18 protein-coding genes are annotated in these 20,879 nt (G+C 73.4%); 6 read left to right on the top strand and 12 right to left on the bottom strand.

Annotated elements, in window-relative coordinates; genetic code table 11:
* Window positions 1-60 precede the first annotated feature (60 nt).
* From MILUP08_RS33055 to MILUP08_RS33020, 8 genes are all read right to left on the bottom strand, one after another.
* Window positions 61-1,662 (bottom strand): acyl-CoA carboxylase subunit beta, encoded by a 1,602-nt coding sequence (locus MILUP08_RS33055; protein WP_007466169.1) that lies wholly within the window; start codon window positions 1,660-1,662, stop codon window positions 61-63.
* Window positions 1,659-2,855, bottom strand: coding sequence for an acyl-CoA dehydrogenase family protein (locus MILUP08_RS33050; protein ID WP_007466168.1), 1,197 nt, complete (start codon window positions 2,853-2,855; stop codon window positions 1,659-1,661). Before MILUP08_RS33050 ends, MILUP08_RS33055 begins: the two co-directional genes overlap by 4 nt.
* Window positions 2,852-4,516, bottom strand: a complete 1,665-nt coding sequence (locus MILUP08_RS33045) for an acyclic terpene utilization AtuA family protein (RefSeq protein WP_007466167.1) — start codon at window positions 4,514-4,516, stop codon at window positions 2,852-2,854. The genes MILUP08_RS33050 and MILUP08_RS33045 overlap by 4 nt, the downstream gene beginning before the upstream one ends.
* The gene (locus MILUP08_RS33040; protein ID WP_007466166.1) at window positions 4,513-5,310 is read right to left on the bottom strand and encodes a TIGR03084 family metal-binding protein; all 798 of its coding nucleotides are present in this window, start codon (window positions 5,308-5,310) and stop codon (window positions 4,513-4,515) included. The genes MILUP08_RS33045 and MILUP08_RS33040 overlap by 4 nt, the downstream gene beginning before the upstream one ends.
* Before the next feature lie 37 nt (window positions 5,311-5,347).
* The gene (locus MILUP08_RS33035; RefSeq protein ID WP_007466165.1) at window positions 5,348-5,953 is read right to left on the bottom strand and encodes a TetR/AcrR family transcriptional regulator; all 606 of its coding nucleotides are present in this window, start codon (window positions 5,951-5,953) and stop codon (window positions 5,348-5,350) included.
* 96 nt (window positions 5,954-6,049) lie between these two features.
* On the bottom strand, window positions 6,050-6,664 hold the full coding sequence (locus MILUP08_RS33030; RefSeq protein WP_083916099.1) for an ATP-binding protein: 615 nt from the start codon (window positions 6,662-6,664) through the stop codon (window positions 6,050-6,052).
* Between the two features lie 112 nt (window positions 6,665-6,776).
* Window positions 6,777-7,520 (bottom strand): metallophosphoesterase family protein, encoded by a 744-nt coding sequence (locus tag MILUP08_RS33025; RefSeq protein ID WP_007466163.1) that lies wholly within the window; start codon window positions 7,518-7,520, stop codon window positions 6,777-6,779.
* A gap of 142 nt (window positions 7,521-7,662) precedes the next feature.
* Window positions 7,663-8,340 (bottom strand): Crp/Fnr family transcriptional regulator, encoded by a 678-nt coding sequence (locus MILUP08_RS33020; protein ID WP_007466162.1) that lies wholly within the window; start codon window positions 8,338-8,340, stop codon window positions 7,663-7,665.
* Between the two features lie 143 nt (window positions 8,341-8,483).
* On the opposite strand from MILUP08_RS33020, the gene MILUP08_RS33015 reads away from it, so the two are divergent.
* From MILUP08_RS33015 to MILUP08_RS32990, 6 genes are all read left to right on the top strand, one after another.
* Window positions 8,484-9,146 (top strand): adenosylcobinamide amidohydrolase, encoded by a 663-nt coding sequence (locus tag MILUP08_RS33015; protein WP_039909124.1) that lies wholly within the window; start codon window positions 8,484-8,486, stop codon window positions 9,144-9,146.
* A 56-nt stretch (window positions 9,147-9,202) separates the two neighbouring features.
* Complete coding sequence (locus MILUP08_RS33010; RefSeq protein ID WP_007466156.1) at window positions 9,203-10,381, top strand: CapA family protein; 1,179 nt, start codon at window positions 9,203-9,205, stop codon at window positions 10,379-10,381.
* Window positions 10,382-10,422: 41 nt separating this feature from the next.
* Window positions 10,423-11,211 carry an endonuclease III gene (gene nth, locus MILUP08_RS33005; protein WP_039907070.1) on the top strand — a complete coding sequence of 263 codons (789 nt, stop codon included), beginning with the start codon at window positions 10,423-10,425 and terminating at the stop codon, window positions 11,209-11,211.
* Window positions 11,208-11,861: a TlpA family protein disulfide reductase gene (locus MILUP08_RS33000; RefSeq protein WP_007466152.1), complete on the top strand. Its 654-nt coding sequence runs from the start codon at window positions 11,208-11,210 to the stop codon at window positions 11,859-11,861. Before nth ends, MILUP08_RS33000 begins: the two co-directional genes overlap by 4 nt.
* The gene (locus tag MILUP08_RS32995) at window positions 11,858-12,550 is read left to right on the top strand and encodes an NUDIX hydrolase (protein WP_007466150.1); all 693 of its coding nucleotides are present in this window, start codon (window positions 11,858-11,860) and stop codon (window positions 12,548-12,550) included. The genes MILUP08_RS33000 and MILUP08_RS32995 overlap by 4 nt, the downstream gene beginning before the upstream one ends.
* 64 nt (window positions 12,551-12,614) lie before the next feature.
* On the top strand, window positions 12,615-13,793 hold the full coding sequence (locus MILUP08_RS32990) for a MarP family serine protease (protein WP_007466148.1): 1,179 nt from the start codon (window positions 12,615-12,617) through the stop codon (window positions 13,791-13,793).
* Window positions 13,794-13,806: 13 nt separating this feature from the next.
* Here the strand turns inward: MILUP08_RS32990 and MILUP08_RS32985 are convergent, their stop codons facing one another.
* The 4 genes from MILUP08_RS32985 to MILUP08_RS32970 form a co-directional block, all read right to left on the bottom strand.
* Complete coding sequence (locus tag MILUP08_RS32985) at window positions 13,807-14,502, bottom strand: phosphatase PAP2 family protein (protein WP_007466146.1); 696 nt, start codon at window positions 14,500-14,502, stop codon at window positions 13,807-13,809.
* Between the two features lie 37 nt (window positions 14,503-14,539).
* Window positions 14,540-15,331, bottom strand: a complete 792-nt coding sequence (locus MILUP08_RS32980) for a phosphatase PAP2 family protein (protein ID WP_007466144.1) — start codon at window positions 15,329-15,331, stop codon at window positions 14,540-14,542.
* Window positions 15,332-15,418: 87 nt separating this feature from the next.
* Window positions 15,419-16,750: a type VII secretion-associated serine protease mycosin gene (mycP, locus tag MILUP08_RS32975; RefSeq protein WP_007466143.1), complete on the bottom strand. Its 1,332-nt coding sequence runs from the start codon at window positions 16,748-16,750 to the stop codon at window positions 15,419-15,421.
* Between the two features lie 74 nt (window positions 16,751-16,824).
* Complete coding sequence (locus MILUP08_RS32970; RefSeq protein ID WP_007466142.1) at window positions 16,825-20,814, bottom strand: type VII secretion protein EccC; 3,990 nt, start codon at window positions 20,812-20,814, stop codon at window positions 16,825-16,827.
* Between the last annotated feature and the right edge of the window lie 65 nt (window positions 20,815-20,879).

Below are 20,879 nucleotides of genomic sequence, written 5' to 3'. Positions count from 1 at the left end.
AGCCTGCCTCTCGTTCGCGACTGCGGGACTCCGCTTCGCTGCGTTCCTCGCGCTCACGGGCTACATCCGGAAGACGCCGAAACCGTCGGCGCCCTTCACCGGTCCGTTGTGGATCGCCGAGAGGCAGAGCCCGAGGACGGTACGGGTGTCCCGGGGGTCGATCACCCCGTCGTCGTAGAGCCGACCGGAGAGGAACAGCGCGCCGGACTGCGACTCGATCTGCTGCTCGACCATCATCCGCATCGCCGCGTCCGACTCCTCGTCGTAGTCACGCCCCCGGGCGGCGGCCGCCTGCCGGGCCACGATCGACAACACCCCGGCGAGCTGCGCCGGGCCCATCACCGCCGACTTGGCGTTCGGCCAGGTGAACAGGAACCTCGGCTCGTACGCCCGGCCGCACATGCCGTAGTTGCCGGCCCCGTACGAGGCGCCCAGGTTGACCGTCAGGTGCGGCACCGTCGAGTTGGACACCGCATTGATCATCAGTGCGCCGTGCTTGATGATGCCGCGCTGCTCGTACTCGGTGCCGACCATGTAGCCGGTGGTGTTCTGCAGGAAGACCAACGGGGTGTCGGACGCGTTCGCGAGCTGGATGAACTGGGCCGCCTTCTGCGCCTCCGCGCTGAACAGCACGCCCCGGGCGTTCGCCAGCACCCCCACCGGGTACCCGTGCAGCTCGCCCCAGCCGGTGACCAGCGCGTCCCCGTACGCCGGCTTGAACTCGTCGAAGTCGCTGCCGTCCAGGATCCGGGCCAGCACCTCGCGCGGGTCGAACGGCACCTTCAGATCGGAGCTGACGATGCCGAGCAGCTCCTCCGGGTCGTACTTCGGCGGCTGCGGCACCGCCGTACGCGGCGCCGGACCCTGCTTGCGCCAGTTCAACCGGCGGACGCACTGCCGGGCCAGCCGGATGCCGTCCCGCTCGTCGGCGGCCAGGTAGTCGGCGAGCCCGGACGTGGCGGCGTGCATCGCCGCGCCGCCCAGCGACTCGTCGTCGGTGACCTCGCCGGTCGCCATCTTCACCAGCGGCGGCCCGGCCAGGTAGACCTGTGACCGGTCCCTGATCATGATCACGTGGTCGGACATCCCCGGCACGTACGCGCCACCGGCCGTGGCGTTGCCGAAGACCACGCTCACCGTGGGGATGCCGGCCGCCGAGAGTCGAGTGAGGTCACGGAACACCCGACCACCGGGAATGAAGATCTCCGCCTGGGTGGGCAGGTCCGCCCCGGCCGACTCGACGAGGTTGACCATCGGCAGCCGGTTGGCCAGGGCGATCTCACCGGCCCGCCGGGTCTTGGCGAGGGACCACGGGTTGACCGCGCCGCCACGTACCGTCGGGTCGTTGGCGACGATCAGGCACTCCACGCCCTCGACCACCCCGATGCCGGTGACCACGCTGGCCCCGACCGGGAAGTCGGTGCCGTACGCGGCGACCGGCGACAACTCCAGGAACGGGCTGTCCGCGTCCACCAGCAGCTCGATCCGCTCCCGGGGGAGCAGCTTGCCGCGCTTGTGGTGCCGGGCCACGTACTTCTCGCCGCCGCCCGCCCGGGCCTGGTCCAGCGCGGCGTCCAGCTCGGCCAGCCGCTCCCGCAACGCCGCCCGGTTCGCCACGTACCCCGGTGCCGCCGGGTCGATCGCGCTGTTCAGGGTGCTCACAGGCCCATACCCTTCGCGATGATCTCGTTCATGATCTCGGTGGTGCCGCCGCCGATGCCGAGGATCCGGGCATCGCGGTAGTGCCGCTCCACCTCGGCGTCACGCAGGTAGCCGAAGCCACCGTGCAGTTGCAACGCTTGGTCGACGACCTGGTCGCAGGCGGCCACCGCGACGTTCTTCGCCATCGCCACCTCGGTCACCACCGGCTCGCCCGCGGCCACCCGGACGGCCACCTCGTGCACGTACGACCGGGCCGCCTCGGCGCGGGTGTGCATCTCGGCCAGTCGGTGCCGGACCAACTGCCGGCTGGCAAGCGGACGCCCGAAGGTCTCCCGGTCCCGGCACCAGCGCACCGCCAGCTCGACGCAGCGCTGCGCTGTCGCGTACGCCTGGGTCGCCAGCGACAGTCGCTCGGCGGCGAAGTGCTGCATGATCGCCAGGAAGCCGGTGTTCTCCGCGCCGATCCGGTTGGCCACCGGCACCCGCACGTCCGCGAAGGACAGCTCGGCGGTGTCCGAGCAGTGCCAGCCCAGCTTCTCCAGCCGGCGCCCCACGGTGAACCCGGGCGACCCCTTGTCGATGACGAGCAGGGTCAGCTCCCCGCTGCCGGGGAAGTCGGTGCACACCGCAGTGGTCACGAAGTCGGCCCGATGTCCACTGGTGATGTACGTCTTCGACCCGTTCACCACGTAGTGGTCGCCGTCGCGCCGGGCTGTCGTGCGGATGCCGGCCACGTCGGAGCCGCCGTCCGGCTCGGTGATCGCCAGCGCGCCGATCATCGTGCCGGCGAGGGTGGGCCGGACGTACCGCTCGATGAGGCCGTCGTCGGCGGGCGGCGGTGCGCCGCCGAGCCGGCCGCCCAGCGACCCGCCGGTGCGGGCGCCGGCCGCGGCGACCATGTGCGGCAACGCGATGCCGTGCGTGAACAGGGCCGCGACCAGGCCGGACGAGCCGCCGGAGCGGATCACCTCCTCGGTCACGATGATCGAGTCGAGCAGGTCGCCGCCGCTGCCACCGACCGACTCGGGAAAGCCGATGCCGAGCAGGCCGAGCTTCGCGGCGGTCGCGTGCAGGGCGCGGGGCACCTCGCCGGCCCGCTCCCAGTCGTCCAGGTGCGGCAGCACCTCCCGGGTCACGAACGCGCGGGTCAGCTCGCGCAGTTGCCGCCGTTCGGGAGTGTCCACGATGCTCATGGGTGCACTCCGGCGGGAAGGTCGACGATCCGGGCGCGCAGCAGTTCGCCGAGGGCCTTGGCCTGCGGATCGAACCGGATGGAAGCGGCGACCCCGGCCCCGAGCAGGCCCTCGATCACGAAGTTGACCGCGCGCAGGTTCGGCAGCTCGTAGCGCCGCACCGACAGCGACGCCGTCTCCGGCAGCAGCTCGGCGAGCCGCTCGACCGTCAACCAGGCGCGCAGCCACGCGTACCCGGCCTCCGACCGCGCCCAGACACCGAGGTTGGCGTCCCCGCCCTTGTCGCCCGAGCGCGCGCCGACCACCTCGCCGAGCGGACCGCGCCGGGTCGGGCCGTCGACCGCCGCGTCGCCGCCGGATGCGGGCTCGTCCTCCGCGACGGGGGCGACGCGAACAGGAGGAGCGATCGGCGCCCGCTGGCCACCGGGCAGCACCGCGACGTGCGCGACCGCGTCCTGCGGCACGGTGTCGGCGGTGAAGACGCCGTACGGTGTCGCGTCGCCCGGGAGGGTGGTCAACGTGCAGCCCGGGTACGAGGCCAGGGCCAGCTCCACAGCGGCGGCCGAGAACGCCCGCCCGGCCCGCGCCTTGTCGCCGTCGCGCAGGTGTACGTGCAGCAGGGCGCTGGCCACCTCGGTGTCGGCGGCGTCCGGGTGGTCGGTCCGGGCCAGCGTGAACTCCAGCCCGTCCTTGCCCACCGCCTCCTCGACCTGCCCCCGGACCAGGGCCGCCTTCGCCTCGATGTTCAGCCCGCAGAGGACGAACGTCATCGAGTTCCGGAAGCCGCCGAGGTTGTTGACGCCCACCTTCAGCGTCGCCGGCGGCGGGGTGCCCCGAACCCGGGAGACCCGGACCCGGTCCGGCCCGTCGGGACGCAACGTCACCGAGTCCAGCCGGGTGACCACGTCCGGCCCCAGGTAGGCCGGCCCGCCGATCTCGTAGAGCAGTTGGGCGGTGACGGTCTCCACGGTGACCGCGCCGCCGGTGCCCGGATGCTTGGTGACCACGGACGAACCGTCGGCGTGCACCTCGGCGATCGGGAAGCCGGGGCGGTGCCCGCCGTCGGGCAGTTCGGTGAAGAAGCTGAAGTTGCCCCCGGTGACCTGGGCGCCGCACTCCAGGAGGTGCCCGGCGACTGTCGCCCCGGCCAGCTCGTCGAGGTCGTCGCGGCCCCACCCGTACCGGGCGACGGCCGGGCCGACCACAAGCGACGCGTCGGTGACCCGGCCGGTGACCACCACGTCGGCACCGGCGTCGAGACAGGCGGCGATCCCGAACGCGCCCAGGTAGGCGTTCGCGGTGAGCGCGTCGGGCCGCTGGATCGCGTCGCCTTCGACGTACCCCACCTGTGCCGACAGGCCCAGACGGTTGGCGAGCTTCTCGATGGCGGCGGCCAGACCGGCCGGGTTCAGCCCGCCGGCGTTCGTCACGATCCGCACCCCGCGGTCCAGGGCCGTACCCAGGCACGTCTCCAGCTGGCGCAGGAACGTCTTCGCGTAGCCGAGATCGGGGTCGCGCAGCCGGTCCCGACCGAGGATCAGCATGGTCAGCTCGGCCAGGTAGTCACCGGTCAGCACGTCCAGCTCGCCGCCGTCGAGCATCTCCCGCCAGGCGGTGAACCGGTCGCCGTAGAAGCCGGAGGCGTTGCCGATGCGGATCATGCCCGTACCCCGATCCCGCCGGCCGGCTGCCGGCCGTCACCCGGCGGCCCGGCGAAGGCCTGCGCCACGTCGAGCCACTCGTCGGCGACCGGCCCGGTGGCGACCAGCGCGAGGTCCGCGCGGTGTCGGCGCTGGGTGACCAGCAGGCAGAAGTCCCGAGCCGGGCCGGTAACCCGGTCGGCGGCGTCCGCCGGACCCCAGCTCCACGCCTGCCCGCCCGGCCCGACCAACTCGACCCGGACCGGCGCCGTCGGTGCCTCCCTGCCGTGCGCGGCGAAGCCGTGCCCGAGGGTACGCACACCCAGGTGCGCCACGTGCCGGAGTCGGTCGCTGTCGGGACGGACCACGTCGAGTGCGTCGGCCACGTCCGCGCCGTGTGCCCAGGTCTCCATGATCCGGGCGGTGGCCATCGAGGTGGCCGACATGCGGGTGCCGTACCAGGGCAGTTTGCCGCCGGCCGGAACGGCCGCCAGTGCGTCGGCGAGCGCGGTGCGCCCGGCCCGCCAGCGGGCGAGCAACTCGGCCGGCGGGACGAGGAATTCCTCGGCGCCGACGTCGACGAGTCGGGTCACGTCCGGCGCGGCGGTGACGGTTGCGTAGAACGCCTCGGGATCGGTAGCGGCCAACAGCGCGACGTGGTCGGTCCAGGCGAGGTGGGCGATCTGATGCCCGATGCTCCAGCCCGGCGCGGGGGTAGGCCTCGCCCAGTCGGTCAGGGGCAGGGGCGCCACCAGGGCGTCCAGCTGGGCGGACTCGTCGGCCAGGTCCGTGAGCAGGTCGCTGAGGTCGACCATGGTGCCTCCGGTCGGTGGTGGCCGGTGCGGCCGGCGGTCAGGGCGTGAGCAGGGTGGCGAGCTGGCGCTTCCAGGTGGTCAACAGGGCGGCCCGGCGGGCGGAGTCGTCGCTGAGCAGGTTGGCCACCCCGAGCCCACGGAGCAGATCGAGCGTGGCCTGCACCGCTTCGCGGACACCGGGTCGACGCTCGTCGACACCGAGCAGGGCGACGGTGAGTCGGTGCATCTCCCGCCCGACAGTCGCCTCCAGCGGCACCAGGGCGTTCCGTAGTTCCCGATCGGTGCGGGCGGCGACCCAGAGCTCCAGCGCGGCCACGAACAGCGGCCCGGTGAACGCCATGGCGAGCAGGTCGACGACCCGGTCCAACCGCTGCGGGCCAGCCGGCAGCGCCTCGGCCTCGGTGCGCAACTCGTCGGCCCGGCGCTCGGCCAGATGGGCGACGGCGGCCGTGACCAGCGCCGCCTTCGTGGGGTAGTGGTGCAGCTGCGCCCCGCGCGACACACCGGCTCGCGCGGCCACGACAGTGGTCGTGGTGCCGGACCAGCCGTGCTCGATCAGGCACTCGACGGTCGCCTCCAGCAGCCGGGCCTGGGTGGCGCGGCTGCGTTCCTGCTGAGGGACACGCGTCGATGCGGTGGGCACGGGAACAGCCTGCGGCCTGAGAAACAAACAGTCAAGACTGACTTTTTCCGCGCCGAAGGCGCGGGCGGTGCGGCGTCGGGACGGTGCGGCGTTGGTCTACAGGCAGCTGGTGCTGCTCTGCGGACGTTCGTGGGGGCCGGGGGAAGGCGAGGCTGGAGGCGTGAGGTGCCAGGCGAATGAGAAGTGGGCCGCGGCCTCGGCGGGCGTGGTGCCCTCCCGGCGTCCGGGGACGTCGTGGACGGCGTCCGCGCCCTCGAAATGCAGTTGGTCGGCGCCGGCGTGCCGGGCCATGACAGTGGCGTAAGCGCGGACGTCTGCGGCGGTGACGTCGGTGCGGCCTCGCTCGGTGTACTGGTGGAGAAGGTCGGCGACGTCCGGATTGAATCGCAGCATGGTCACCGGGGCGTCGAAGCGTCTGGCGATCGCGATGAGTCGAGCGCGCGCCTGCGGCGTGACGTTCGTTGACTCCGCGACCGCGCTGCGCCCGGCGGCTAGCCGGGCGACGATCCTGCGGTCGCGTTCCTCGAAGATCCGAGCGTCCGCCGCGTCGGAGTCCACGTCTCTGGGTGAGGTGCTGAAGAACCCCGCACGGATCTCGTCGCTGGAGACCACGGCATCCTCGTCGATCTGGCCGAGCGCGATCAGTGCCCGCAGGAAGCTGGTCTTGCCGGAGGCCGGCGGGCCGACGAGGAGCACGAGTCCCGCTGACACTCGGATCGGGCCGGAACCGCTCGGCGGGTGAGGTTGCTGCACGGACTCGGGCGGGTTCTTCGGCACGGCCCTATCCTGCCGTCCCTGACCGGTCCGCTGCCGGACGTGGGGCTCAGCGGCCGTCGCGGGGGCCGAAGACGGCGAGGGCGTCGGCGTCGCTGTGCTGGGAGCGCAGGTATTCGTCGGCCCAGGCGGTGGCGTCGGGGTAGGTCGACTCCGCTGCCACCCGGGCGCAGGCCGCGTCCACGTCGAAGGCGGTGCGGCGCAGTTGGACGCCCGGCCCGAGCAGCGCCCACCACGCGCCCGCGCCCCCGTACGGCATGCCGATGCTGCCCGGGTTGACCACCAGGCGCCGGTCGACCAATCGGGCGAACGGCATGTGGGTGTGGCCGCAGACCACCGTCGTGACCTCGGCCGGCAGGCCCGCGAACACCTCCGCCCAGCGTGCCACCCGGGAGTCGACGAGCACCACCTCCTCGTCGTCGCGGGGCGTCGCGTGGCAGAACAACGTCGGGCCGAGGCCGTCGATCTCCCATGTCACGGTCGCCGGCAGCGCGGCGAGCCGGGCCACCTGATCGTCGCGGAGTTGCCCGGCCGCCCAGTTCGACACCTCGATCGACGCTGGCTTGCCGGCCCGCGCCTCGACCAGCTCCCGTTCGCAGTTGCCACCCACCCAGCAGACGCGGTCACCCAGATCGGCGAGCAGATCCAGCACCTCGACCGGCTGCGGCCCCGCCGCGATGTCACCGGTCAGCACGATCAGATCGGCGGCGGCGACGTCCGGCTCGGCCAGGACGGCCTCCAGCGCGGGCAGTACGCCATGGATGTCGGAGAGGACGGCCACGCGGCTCGGCATTGCCCCACCCTCACCGCTGCGGGACGCGAACACCAGCGATTCTGCGCGCAGCAGACGAAAACGCCGAGCAGACGAAAACGCCGGGCAGACGAAACGTCCCCGCCTGCCGTCGGTGACGGCAGGCGGGGACGGGACGTACCACTCAGACGCGGGCGCGGCGGGCGAGGCGCTCCGGGTCCAGGATGATGATGCTCTTGCCGTCCAGCCGCAGCCAACCGCGCGAGGCGAAGTCGGCAAGCGCCTTGTTGACCGTCTCCCGGGAGGCGCCGACGAGCTGGGCGATCTCCTCCTGGGTGAGGTCGTGGGTCACGCGCAGCACGCCGCCGTCGCGCGTGCCGAACCGGCCGGCCATCTGGAGCAGGTTCTTCGCGACCCGGCCCGGCACGTCCGTGAAGATCAGGTCGGCGAGCGAGTCGTTGGTCCGGCGCAGCCGCCGGGCGAGCACCCGGAGCAGCTGTTCGGCGATCTCCGGGCGGTTGTTGAGCCACGGCCGCAGCGCCTGCTTGCGCAGCCGCACCAGCCGGGTGTCGGTCACCGCGGTGGCGGTAGCCGTACGCGGACCCGGGTCGAAGAGCGACAGCTCACCGACCATGTCCGACGGCCCCATCACCGCGATCAGGTTCTGCCGGCCGTCCGCCGCCCGGCGGCCGACCTTGATCTTCCCGGACAGCAGGATATAGAGGCTGTCGCCGGGCTCGCCCTCATTGAAGACGATCTCGCCCTTGCGGACCTCGATCGTCTCCATCTCCTTGGCGAGCGCCTCGGCAGCTTCCGGGTCGACACCCTGGAAGATCCCGCTGCGGGCCAGTACCTCATCCATCGCGCACCTCCGGTTGCGCGTGCCGTCCGTCGGCCGGGGCCGCCGTCCGCTGATCCCCTCGCGCGCCGCCAAGTCTAGGCGCACGTGAGCACGAATCAGAGGTCGCCCCTGGAATCTTGATCGGTGGGCGTAACCTGCCCGACGTGCTGAGGGACCCGACTCTGACCAGCCGCGCCGAGAACGGGCGGCACATTCCGCTGCTCGTCTGGCGGGCCGACGGGCCCCTGCGGGCGGTCAGCAGCGGCCCGCTCGGCGGTGGCGTAGGCGTCCGGCACTGGGTGCTGAACGCGACCGTGTCGATGTCGTACGACCGGGACGACCCCGCCGCCCACCTGACCGCGCTCGCCGCGGGCCTGGCCCTCGACGGGCCCGGGGTGGGCCTGCTGACCGGCGTCGACGTGGCCGAGGTCGTCGCCCGGGCCGACACCGGGGTGCGGGCCTGGGCGACGGTCGGGCTCGGCACCCCGGTGCCCGCCGCCGCGCCGGAACCGGCGGCGCTCACCCAGCGGGTGGGCACGGTCAACATCGTGGTGTACGTGCCGGCCCGGCTCGCCGACTCGGCGCTGATCAACGCCGTCGCCACCGCCACCGAGGCGAAGACCCAGGCGATCGCCGAGCTGGGGTTGCCGGGCACCGGCACCCCCACCGACGCGGTCACCGTGCTCTGCCCGGTGGACGGGCCGGAGGCCGCGTACGGCGGGCCGCGCTCCACCTGGGGCGCCCCGCTGGCCCGAGCCGTCCATGCCGCGGTGCGCGCGGGCGGCGACCGGCCGGTCGTGCCCTGGTCAGACCGGCTGACCGGCTGAACTTCCGACCGATCGGCCCTCGTCGGCGCGTTGAAGGGCCGGTAGGGTCGCGGACGATGTACGCTTCCGCCCCCCTCGCGCCCCGCCCGTTCCGCCGCGTCGCCCTCGGCCTCGCGGCGCTGCTGGCCGCCCTGCTCGTCGCCGGCTGTGCCGACAGTGGGGAGGACCCCACGTGGCAGCCCGGCGCCGGTGGCGGTGGCACCGGAGCGCCGGTGACCACGTCCGGCCCGAAGGCGAGCGGCGGCGCCTCGGCGTCCAGCGGGGGTGGCGCCATCTCGCTCTCCGCCACCGGCGACATCATCATGGGCAACGCGCCGAGCCGGCTCCCCGCCGGTGGCGGCAAGGGCTTCTTCGACTCGGTCGCGCAGGCGCTCAAGGCCGACCTGGTGATGGGCAACCTGGAGGAGCCGCTGACGGTGGACACCGGCGCCGGCAAGTGCGGGGCCAACTCCACCCGCTGCTTCCAGTTCCGGGCCCCACCGGAGTACGCCGCGCACCTGCGCGACGCCGGCTTCAAGGTGCTCAACCAGGCCAACAACCACGGGTACGACTACGGCCCGAAGGGCTACGACAACACGCAGAAGGCGCTGGAGAAGTACGACCTGGAGCACACCGGCGCCCCCGACGAGATCACCGTGGTCGACGTCAAGGGCGTCAAGGTCGCCGTGGTGGGCTTCTCGTCGTACGTCTGGTCCAACAGCCTTGTCGACATCGCCAAGGCGAAGACGGTGGTCGCCAAGGCCGCCACCATGGCCGACCTGGTCGTCGTGCAGGTGCACATGGGCGGCGAGGGAGCGGACAAGACCCGGGTGAAGCCGGGCACCGAGATGTTCCTGGGCGAGAACCGGGGCGACCCGGTGAAGTTCTCGCACGCCATGATCGACGCCGGGGCCGACCTGATCGTCGGGCACGGCCCGCACGTGCTGCGGGGGATGGAGTTCTACCAGGGTCGCCTGATCGCGTACAGCCTGGGCAACTTCGCCGGTGGCGGCAACTCGCTGAGCAACACCGGGCGGCTGGGCTGGGGCGGAGTGCTGAAGGTGTCGCTCAAGCCCGACGGCAGCTGGGCCGGCGGCTCGTTCACCTCGACGTACATGAACGCCGCCGGAAAGCCGACGATGGACCCGGACGACCGCGGCCTGGGCCTGGTCACCGAACTGAGCCGCGGCGACTTCCCGAAGAGCGGCGCCCGGCTCGACGGGCAGGGAAAGATCACCGCGCCGACGGGCGGTTGACCCGCGGAGGAACGTCCGGGGCGCGACGTAGGCTGACCGTCGTGACCAGTAGCCCTCCCGGTGCCAGCGAGACCGATCTCGGGCGCACACGTCGTGCCCGCAGGATCGGCCGGGTGCTGGCCGAGACGCACCCCGACGCGCACTGTGAGCTGGACCACTCCAGCGCCCTGGAGCTGGCCGTCGCCACCATCCTCTCGGCGCAGTGCACCGACAAGAAGGTCAACGAGGTCACCCCGAAGCTCTTCGCCCGCTACCCGACCGCCGCCGCGTACGCCGGGGCCGACCGGGGCGAGATGGAGGAGCTGATCCGGCCCACCGGCTTCTACCGCAACAAGACCGACTCACTGCTCAAGCTCGGGCAGGCCCTCCTCGACCGGTACGACGGTCGGGTTCCCGGCCGGCTCGTCGACCTGGTGACGCTCCCCGGGATCGGCCGCAAGACCGCCAACGTCATCCTCGGCAACGCCTTCGACGTCCCGGGCATCACTGTCGACACGCACTTCCAGCGGCTGGTGCACCGGTGGCGGCTGACCACCGAGACCGACCCGGTCAAGATCGAGCACGCGATCGGCGCGCTGTACCCGAAGCGCGACTGGACCATGCTTTCGCACCGGATCATCTTCCACGGGCGACGGGTCTGCCACGCCCGCAAGCCCGCCTGTGGGGCGTGCACGCTCGCGAAGCTCTGCCCCTCGTACGGCACCGGCCCGACCGAGCCGGCCGCCGCCGCCAAGCTGCTCAAGGGCCCCCGGGCGCGTGACCTCGCGGTGGCCGCCGGGGTCGATCCGGAGCTGGTGCCCGCGCAGGCGGTCGCCGCGGAGGTGCCGTGAACCGGCGGCCCGCCCTCGTGATCCTGCCGCTGCTGCTGGCCCTCGCCGGCTGCACCAGCAGCACGGCCGACGACGACCCGGCCCCCCGTCCCGCCGCCGCCGAGCGTCCGTCCCCGTTCCGGGACTGCGCCACACTGAGCGCCGCGCCCACGACCGCGTCGCCCGACTCCGGCGCGGCGACCCCCACGTCGACCGCCCCCGGCACGCCCGGCCCCGCCGCCGACGGGCAGACGCTGCCGGAGCTGACACTGTCCTGCTTCACCGGCGGCGCCCCCATCGCGCTGCGGGACGTGGCCGGGCCCGCGGTGATCAACGTGTGGGCCTCGTGGTGCCCGCCGTGCCGCAAGGAGCTGCCCGCCTTCCAACGCCTCAGCGAGCGAGCCGAAGGCCAACTCCAGGTGGTCGGAGTCAACAGCCGGGACAGCCGCAGCGGCGCCCAGTCCATCGGTGAGGACTTCGGCGTCCGGTTCCCGATGCTTGTGGACCAGGGCGAGGCGCTGCAGCGTGAACTGAAGCGCAACGCCATTCCGCTGACCCTCTTCGTCGCCGCCGACGGTCAGGTCCGGCACATCGACGCCACCGGGGCTCTCGACGACGCCAAGCTCGCCAAGCTGGTCCGCCAGCACCTCGGCCTGACGGTGCCGGCATGACCCGCCGACCGCCCGAGTGGATCGACCCGCTGCTGACCCGGCTGGGCACCGCCCGCGCCGAGGACTTCACCCGGCTGACCACCCCCGCCCAGGGCGGCCGGGAGAGCGCCGTGCTGGTGCTGCTCGGCGAGCAGCCCGACGTCGGCCCCGACGTGCTGGTCCTGCAACGGGCCGCCACCCTGCGCAACCACGCCGGTCAGCCGGCCTTCCCCGGCGGCGCGGCCGACCCGGAGGACGCCGACGTCCGCGCCACCGCGCTCCGCGAGGCGAACGAGGAGGTCGGCCTCGACCCGGCCAGCGTCACCGTGCTGGCCGAGCTGCCGAAGCTGTGGATCCCGGTCAGCGACTTCGTGGTCACCCCGGTGCTGGCCTGGTGGCACGACCCGCACCCGGTGCATCCCCGGGAGCCCGCCGAGGTGGCGCACGTGGCGCGACTGCCGGTCCGCGAGCTGGTCGACCCGGCCAACCGGCTGCGGGTCCGCCACCCCAGCGGCTGGGTGGGGCCGGCCTTCTCGGCACGCGGCATGCTCGTCTGGGGCTTCACCGCCGGGGTGCTGGCGACCCTGCTCGAGATGGGTGGCTGGGCCCGCCCGTGGTCGCCCGGTCGGCTGGTCGACCTGCCGCCCACGGGGGCGACTCCCGCGCCGTCGGCCGGCACCGAAGAGGTCGACGAGACCGCCCTACGCTGACCCCGCGGTCACCTTCCGCAAGCGGTGGTCATCCAGCGGGCGCGCTGCCCGTACGCTGGACCCCGTGTCCGTCGTGGATCTCGTCCTGTTGCTGCTCATGCTCGTGTTCGCGATCAGCGGATACCGCCAGGGTTTCGTCATCGGCATCACGTCACTGACCGGCTTCTTCCTGGGGCTGCTGCTCGGCCTGCAACTAGGGCCGCTGTTCGCCAGGCAGTTCGTCGACGCCGGCACCCGGGTGCTGATCTCACTGGTGGCGATCTTCGGGCTGGCCGTGATCGGGCAGGCGCTCGCCGGCTGGCTCGGCTCGCACCTTCGCAAGACGATCACCAGCGACGTGGGTCGGCGGATCGACGACATCGGCGGGGCGTTCGTCTCCCTGTTCGCGGTGCTCCTGCTGGCCTGGCTGGTCGCCGTGCCGCTCGGGTCGTCGTCGGTGCCGTGGCTCGCCGCCTCGGTGCGCAGCAGCGCGCTGATCACCGTGGTGAACGGGGTGCTGCCGGAGGAGGCCCACCGGCTCTCCACCGCTCTGGAGGACACCGTCGACACCGACGGTTTCCCGGACGTCTTCGGTGGTCTCGCGCCCACCCGGTCGCGCCAGGTCGAGCCGCCCGACCCGGCGTTGGCCGGCTCGCAGGTGGTCGTCAACGGCAAGCGGTCGGTGGTCAAGGTGCTCGGCTCCGCGCCCAGCTGCTCGCGCCGCATCGAGGGCTCCGGCTTCGTGTACGCCGACGACCGGGTCATGACCAACGCGCACGTGGTCGCCGGCACCCGCTCGGTGTCGGTGGAACTGGACGGCGAGCGGTACGACGGTCAGGTAGTGGTCTACGACCCGGACCGGGACCTTGCCGTGCTGCTGGTGCCGGGGCTGCCCGGCCCGTCGCTGCGGTTCGCCGCCGGCAACGCGGGCAGCGGCTCCGACGCCATCGTGCTCGGGTTCCCGCTCGACGGCCCGTACAACGCGCAGTCGGCGCGGGTCCGCGACGTCGACCGGATCAACGGCCCGGACATCTACTCCTCCTCGAAGGTGACCCGGGAGATCTACACGATCCGGGCTCTGGTGCGCAGCGGCAACTCCGGTGGGCCGCTGCTCTCCGCCAACGGTCTGGTGCTCGGCGTGATCTTCGCGGCGGCGGTGGACGATCCCAACACCGGGTTCGCGGTGACCGCCGCCGAGGCCCGGCCGGTGGCGCTGGCCGGCGCCGAGCGCAACCGGGCCGTCGCCACCGGCGAGTGCACCTGAGCGTCGCGCCGGATCAGGTGCGGGCCGGCGCGGCGACCGGCAGCTTCGCCCGGCCCCAGCGCAGCCCCCGGTCCAGGACCGCCCGAGCCATGATCGCGACGCAGGTGCCACCGTTGAGGAAGGACGCCGCCACGTCGCTCGGGTGGTGCATCCCCCGGTACATGCGGGTCAGCGCCACACCAACCGGCACCATCACCAGCAGCGTCCACCAGGCCACCTTCGCTGCGGTGCTGCGCGCCCGCAGAGCCATCAGCACGGCGATGCCGACGTAGAGCGCCACCGCCGCCGAGGTGTGCCCCGAGGGGAAGCTCGACGTGGGCGGCGAGACGTCCATGTGCTCCACCGCCGGCCGCTGCCTGTCGATCACCATCGTGGTCAGCAGGAACACGAGGGCCTGGGCGGTGACCGCCGCGCACAGGAACAGGGGCTCCCGCCAGCGCTTCAGCCAGAGCCGCAGCGCCAGCGCCACCAGCACGGTGACCACGACGATCATCTGGGTGCTGGCCAGCGTGCTGAACACGAGCGAGACGTTGTTCCAGCCGCCGGTGCGGTCACCGGCGAACTCCCGGTTCACCGCGTCCTCGACGGTGAACGGCCAGGTTCGGGCGAGCACCCGGGTGACCAGCACTCCGAGCAGCACCATGACGCCGAACAGGAGGGACACCGGCAGGAGCACCCGCCGGACGATCTGGACCAGGGTGTCGGGCATGAGCGGGCCAGTACCCGTTCGGCGTCGTCGGCACGCCTCAGGTCGCGTCGGGGTGCCGCTCGACCTCGGGCGCGACTCCGTCGCGGGCCGGCCGGACCGGTCGCAGGCCGGTGTGCGCACGCCAACTGGTGAACGCGGCGGTGGTCGCCGCGACCACCGCCACGCCGAGCAGCCACCCGCCGAGCACGTCGCTGGCGAAGTGCACACCGAGCGCGACTCTGCTCAGCCCGGTCACCACAGTGAGCAGCAGCGCGGCGACCCAGAGGGTGACCCGCGCGGCCCAGCTCCCGACGTAGGGCAGGAACACCAGCAGCAGCACCCCGGCGGCCAGGGTGGCGTTCAGCGCGTGCCCGGACGGGAACGAATAGCCGGCGGCCCGCGCCACCGGGTCGAGCAGTTCCGGCCGGTCCCGGCCGACGAGCAACTTGAGCAGTGGACCCATCAACCCGCCGACCACCATGGTGGTGGTCACCCAGAGGGCCAGCCGGCGGGCCTGACGGCGCAGCAACCAGATCACCACGAGCAGGGCCACGACCCGCAGCGGCATGGGCGCGAACACCGCACTCCAGACCTGCATCAGCGTGACCCACGCCGGGTGGTCCACCGCGTGGCCGTGCAGCGCGTCGGTGATCGCCGTGTCCAGCCGGTGCAGCGGCGCCCACGCCCCGAGCACCAGCAGCGCGAGCAGGGCGAACGGCACCAGCACCAGGAACGCGGCCGTCGCCGCCAGGGTCAGCCGCAGACCCAACGAGTGGTCCGGGTCGAGGCGGCGGCGCCGCCAGGACGGGTGCCGGGTGGTGTCGACGGTACGTGCGGCCGGCGTGCTCATGCGAACGGTTCTACCCCACCCACCGGGCAATCAGGCCTGCCGCCGGAGGTGTGCGCTGCGGCGCGGGCCGTAGTGGCCGCCGCGCGCTCAGCGGGGGCGCTGGCGGAACCGGCGCACCATCAACGCCGCGCCGGTCACCAGGGCGGCGAAGAGCACGACCCCGGTCCACAGTTGCTCCGGCGCGGATTCGTCCGGGACGCCCGCCGCCCGGGCCGTCCACCCCGTCTGCTGTCGTGGAGCGGTGAAACCGAGCGGGTCGCTGCCGGCGCCGCTGACCGGGTCGTTGTCACCGGAACCGGGAGCGGGGCCGAAACCGGCCACGCCCGGCGAGGTCAGGTCGTCCAGCGGATTGGCGGTGACCGGAGGAACGTCCGCGGTCAGCGCCGCCACCGGGTCCACCACCCCGTACCCGAAGCGGTCGTCCCGGCCGGTCGGGCCGATGTCACGGGCGGTGGCCAGCAGCCGGTTGACCACCTCGCCGGCGGGCATGTCCGGGTAGCGGGACCGGACCAGCGCGGCGGTGGCGGCCACCAACGGCGCGGCGAAGCTGGTGCCCTGCACCCGCCAGTACCCGTCGGCCGGGCGGGCGCCGACCAGGCCGGTGGCGGGGGCGGTGAGCACTGTCGCCCGGCCGGTGATCGACCCCGACCACAGGTTGTCGCTGCTGCGCTCCAGCCCGGAGACCGCGATCACGCCCGGCTCACGAGCCGGGTACCAGACCTTGGAGTCGGGCGAGGTGGCCAGGTTGCCGGTGCAGGCGACGACCACCACGTCCCGGGCGAACGCGTAGTCCAGAGCGGCGGCCAGGGCCGGGCTGTCACCACTGCCGCCAAGCGACAGGTTGATCACCCGGGCGCCGTTGTCGACAGCCCAGCGGACGCCCTTCGCGACGATCAGGGCGTCGTCGTACTTGTTGCGCTCGTCCAGCACGCGGACCGGAAGGATCCGGGAATCCGGTGCCAGGCCGACCACGCCCCGCTTGTCGTCCCTGCGCCCGGCGATCAGGCCGGCGACAGTGGTGCCGTGGCCGACCGGATCCGGACCGGCGCCGCCGGCGGGCCCGACCAGGTCGAGGCCGGGCAGCACCTGGCCGGCCAGGTCGGGATGGTTGGCGTCCACACCGGAGTCGACCACCGCGACTGTCACGCCCCGGCCGGTCGAGCTGCGCCAGGCCGTGTCGGCCCGCAGCTCGTCGAGCTGCCACTGCTCGTCACGGACCTGGTCGGTGCGGGCGACGCTGTCACCGGGGGCGAACGCCACCGGCGCGCCCGCGAGTTGCCCGCCGCTGCTGGGCACGGCGACGGGTGCGGCGGTCGGCACCGCGACGGCGAGCATCGCCGCCGCACCGAGCAGCGCCCGGCCGGCCCGTCGGGCCACTGCCGGACCGCTGTGCCGAACCCCTGTCACATCCTCAGCCATTCATCACGACGGAACCACGACGATCGGAGATTACCGGTTTCCCCACCCGTCACGGGAGGAACCGCGAAGACAGGTCATGGTGGCGGCAGGTGTGCGAGCTGAACGAGGCGTACGCCCTCGCGCCGGGTGACCAGCCGGCCACGGCCCGCCGGCAGCGGCCCGGGTCGCACCGGGCCGACGAGCGCGCCCTCCTCCGGGCTGCCCGCCATCACCAACCCGGCGGTGGAGAGCTCCCGCAGCCGCTGCACGATCGGCTCGTACTGTGCCCGTCCCGCGCCTCCGGAACGGCGGACCAGCACCAGGTGCAGCCCGACGTCGCGGGCGTGCGGCAGATGCTCCTCCAACGCCCGCAACGGGTTCGCCGGCCCCGCCGCCACCAGGTCGTAGTCGTCGACGAGCACGAACAGCTCCGGCCCCGACCACCAGGAGCGGTCCCGCAACTGCTGCGGAGTGACCTCCGGCCCGGGGGCCCGTCGCTCCAGGTATCCGGCGGCCGACTCGACCAGGTCGGCGGTGTGCGCGGCGGCGGTGCCGTACCCGATGAGGTGTGGCGTCTCGATGGCGCCGAGCAGGCTGCGCCGGTAGTCGACCAGGATCACCCGGGCCTCCTCCGGCGTGAACCGGGTGGTGATCGAGGTGGCCAGGGCCCGCAGGAACGTCGACTTGCCGCACTCCGCGTCCCCGAAGACCACGAAGTGCGGCTCGCTCGCGAAGTCGAGCAGCACCGGCCGCAGGTCCGCCTCGGCGATTCCGATCGGCAGCCGCAGCCCGGTCGTCGCGGCGAGATCCAGATCGGCGTACGGCAGCACCGGCGGGAGGAGCCGGACCCGGGGCGCCACCGGGCCGGTCCAGCTGTCGGCGATCCGTCTGACGAGGTCGGCGGTGCCCGCGTTCGGGGCGGCGAGCTGCGGAAGCGCGGTGAGGAAGTGCAGACTCTCCGCCGTCACCCCCCGGCCGGGGCGCTCCGGCACGTTCGCCGCCGCCCGCCGGGCCACCAGGGAGTCGGACGGGTCGCCGAGGCGCAGCTCCAGCCGGGAGCCGAACAGGTCCCGGATCGCCGGGCGGAAGTCCAGCCAGCGCAGCGCCGTGGCGACCACGTGCAGCCCGTACGACAGGCCCCGGGTGGCCAGGTCGGTGACCAACGGTTCCAGGTCGTCGTACTCGCCACGGACGGTGCTCCAGCCGTCGATCACCAGGAAGACGTCGCCGAACGGGTCGGCGCCCGGCTGGCTGGTCGGTCCCGCCGCGGCACGACGCTGCCGGTACGCGGCCATCGACTCCACGCCCAGCTCGGCGAATCGGCGCTCCCGCTCGGCGAGCAGCGTCGTCATCTCGCCGACCGTGCGCCGCACGGCGGTCGGATCGGCGCGGCCGGCCACCCCGCCCACGTGCGGCAGGTCGCGCAGCGCCGCGAGGCCACCGCCGCCGAAGTCGAGACAGTAGACCTGCGCCTCGGCCGGGGTGTGGGTGAGCGCCAACGCGCAGATCAGCGTGCGGAGCGCGGTGGACTTGCCGCTCTGCGGCGCACCGACCACCGCGACGTGCCCGGCCGCGCCGTCCAGGGTCAGCCAGAGCAGGTCCCGGCGCTGCTCCAACGGCCGGTCCACCACTGCCACCGGCACCCCCAGCGCGCCGTGCAGCTCGGGGTTGCCCACGCTGAGCCCGCGCGCCGGATCCACCTCGACGGGGCCCAACAGCTCGTCCAGGGCCGGTGGCTCACCGAGCGGCGGAAGCCACACCTGGTGGGCGGGCGGGCCCTGCCCGACGAGCCGGTCGACAAGCAGGTCGAGCAGGGTCTCCCGGTCGCTCTCGTCCTCGGCCACCATGGGCAGGGCAGGGGTGGGCGGCTCGGGCAGTGGCACGGCGTGGGTGGTGAACGTGAGCAGGCGGACGCCGCCGGCCGCGTCAACCGCCGTCGCGGCACGGCGACGCACCGCGCCGGAGACGTACGCGGCCTTGAACCGGGCCAGCGGATCGGTGCCGGCGCGCAGGTAGCCGTGGCCCGGCGAGCGGGGCAGCTCGTGCGCGTCCGGCACACCGAGCACCGTCCGGGACTCCAGCGCGGAGAAGGTGCGCAACCCGATCCGGTACGACAGGTGGGTGTCGAGCCCGCGCAGCCGGCCCTCCTCCAGGCGCTGGCTGGCGAGCAGCAGGTGCACCCCGAGCGACCGGCCCAGCCGGCCGATCTGCACGAACAGGTCGATGAAGTCGGGCTTGGCGGAGAGCAGTTCGGAGAACTCGTCGCAGATCAGCAGCAGCGACGGCAGCGGGGCGAGTGGGCTGCCGGCCGCGCGCGCCCGCTCGTAGTCGCGCACGCCTGCGAAGTTGCCGGCGCGGCGCAGCAGCTCCTGGCGGCGGACCAGCTCCCCGTTGATCGCGTCGACCATCCGGTCGACCAGGGGCAGCGCGTCGGCCAGGTTGGTGATCACGGCGGCGGTGTGCGGCAGCCGGTCGAACGACGCGAAGGTGGCGCCGCCCTTGAAGTCGACCAGGACGAAGTTGAGCTGCTCGGAGCTGTGCGTCGCCGCCAACCCGAGCACCAGCGTACGGAGCAGCTCGGACTTGCCGGAGCCGGTGGCCCCGATGAGCAGGCCGTGCGGGCCCATCCCGTCCTGGGCGGACTCCTTCAGGTCCAGCTCGATGGCACCGCCGTCGACACCCACCCCGATCGGCACCCGCAGCCGGTCCCGGGCCGAGCGCGGCGCCCAGCCCTGCTCGGCGGTGAAGCTCTCCGGATCGCCGAGGCCGAGCAGCTCCGGCAGGCCCAGCTCGACCTGGAGTGGGGAGTCGGGGCCGCGGGCCGCGCCGGCCAGCCGCAGCGGCGCCAACCGCCGGGCGACCGCCTCGGCGTCGGCGAGGTCGAGGTGGTCGGCGCTGCCCACCTCCGCGTGCCCCTCCGCCGAGAACGAGTGCAGCCGCCGGCCGCGCAGCTCCAGCAGCAGCGCGTACCTGTCGAGCAGGCGGGGCGGCGGAGTGTCCAGGTCCAGCACGGTCACCGCGTCGATCCCGCCGTCGCCGGTCAGGTCGGTGGCACCGGTCAGGTCACCGCCGTCGAGGACCACCACCACGTGCGGGCCGTCGGTGGCCGGTCCGGCCGGGCTGAACCGGGACCGGCTGGCCAGCACGTCACCGAGCAGCCGTTCCAGCTCCGCGGCCGACGACGTCACCAGCCGCACCGGCCCGAGCGCATCCGTACGAGAGGGATGGTGCGCGTGGGGGAGCCACTTCACCCACTCCCACTCGGCCCGGCGTTCCGGGCCGGCGCAGACCGCGATCAGCAGCTCGTCGGGGGCGTGGAACACGGCCAGCTGGGTCAGCACCGCCCGGGCCAGGGCCTGGGCGGCCGGGTCGCCGGTGGGCGGGCCACCGCCGGCCGGGCCGCCGCCGGCCGGGCCGCCGCCGGCGGCGCTCCGGACGTGCACCCGGGCGAAGCTGCGCAGCGACAGGGCCACCGGCAGCTCGGGCACCACGGAGTACGCGTCCAGGAAGCGGCGCAGCGCGCCGGCGGTCATCGGCTCCAGCTCCTCGAGCGGCCGGGTGACCGGTCCGACGAGCGGAGTGGCCAGGGTCTGCGGCCCGACGGCGACGCGTACCACAGCGAAGTCCGGGTCGGCGGGACGGCGTTCCCAGACCCGGCGGCTGTCCACGGTCGACCACAACCGAGCCGGGTCGGGGTGTCGGTAGTAGAGCCCCGCCCGCTGCTGCCCGGCGGTCTGTCGGACCCGGCGGCGCAGCGTGGCCAGGTGGCGCAGGTACTCCCGGCGGGCAGCCATCATCTCCGACTTCTTCGGGGTGCCCGAGGCGCTGCCCCACGAGGTGACAAGCATGGCCAGCGACGAGAGCCCGAACATCCCGCCCACCACGTACGAGTAGGCGCCGCCGCCCCGCCCGAACATCATCGCCATCGCCACCGTGCCGCCGAGCATGGGCAGCACCATCAGCATCTGCTGCCACCGGCCACCGGTCACCGCGGGGATCTCCGGCGGCGCCTCGACGGGCAGCTCGCCAACGGGGATCTCCGGCGCCGGACGACGTGGCGGGCGCTTGATGACGACTGTGGACACTCGGCCTCCTGACAGCGCTGGGTAACCCGAGCCTGGCTCATCGTAGGTAAAGTCCTGTCGTCCCC

This window comes from Micromonospora lupini str. Lupac 08 (assembly GCF_000297395.2).
In the GTDB taxonomy this organism is placed as follows: Bacteria; Actinomycetota; Actinomycetes; order Mycobacteriales; family Micromonosporaceae; genus Micromonospora; species Micromonospora lupini.
Note: the sequence above shows the minus strand (reverse complement) of the source record. Positions and strands in the feature narration are given on the sequence as shown.

What these genes read in the sequence shown, in the direction of transcription:
- MILUP08_RS33010 (WP_007466156.1), top strand. Translation starts at nt 9,203, where the DNA reads ATGTACGCTTCCGCCCCCCTCGCGCCCCGCCCGTTCCGCCGCGTCGCC.
- MILUP08_RS33025 (WP_007466163.1), bottom strand. Translation starts at nt 7,520, where the DNA reads ATGCCGAGCCGCGTGGCCGTCCTCTCCGACATCCATGGCGTACTGCCC.
- MILUP08_RS32985 (WP_007466146.1), bottom strand. Translation starts at nt 14,502, where the DNA reads ATGCCCGACACCCTGGTCCAGATCGTCCGGCGGGTGCTCCTGCCGGTG.
- MILUP08_RS33040 (WP_007466166.1), bottom strand. Translation starts at nt 5,310, where the DNA reads ATGGTCGACCTCAGCGACCTGCTCACGGACCTGGCCGACGAGTCCGCC.
- MILUP08_RS33020 (WP_007466162.1), bottom strand. Translation starts at nt 8,340, where the DNA reads ATGGATGAGGTACTGGCCCGCAGCGGGATCTTCCAGGGTGTCGACCCG.
- MILUP08_RS32980 (WP_007466144.1), bottom strand. Translation starts at nt 15,331, where the DNA reads ATGAGCACGCCGGCCGCACGTACCGTCGACACCACCCGGCACCCGTCC.
- mycP (WP_007466143.1), bottom strand. Translation starts at nt 16,750, where the DNA reads ATGGCTGAGGATGTGACAGGGGTTCGGCACAGCGGTCCGGCAGTGGCC.
- MILUP08_RS33050 (WP_007466168.1), bottom strand. Translation starts at nt 2,855, where the DNA reads ATGAGCATCGTGGACACTCCCGAACGGCGGCAACTGCGCGAGCTGACC.
- MILUP08_RS32995 (WP_007466150.1), top strand. Translation starts at nt 11,858, where the DNA reads ATGACCCGCCGACCGCCCGAGTGGATCGACCCGCTGCTGACCCGGCTG.
- MILUP08_RS33045 (WP_007466167.1), bottom strand. Translation starts at nt 4,516, where the DNA reads ATGATCCGCATCGGCAACGCCTCCGGCTTCTACGGCGACCGGTTCACC.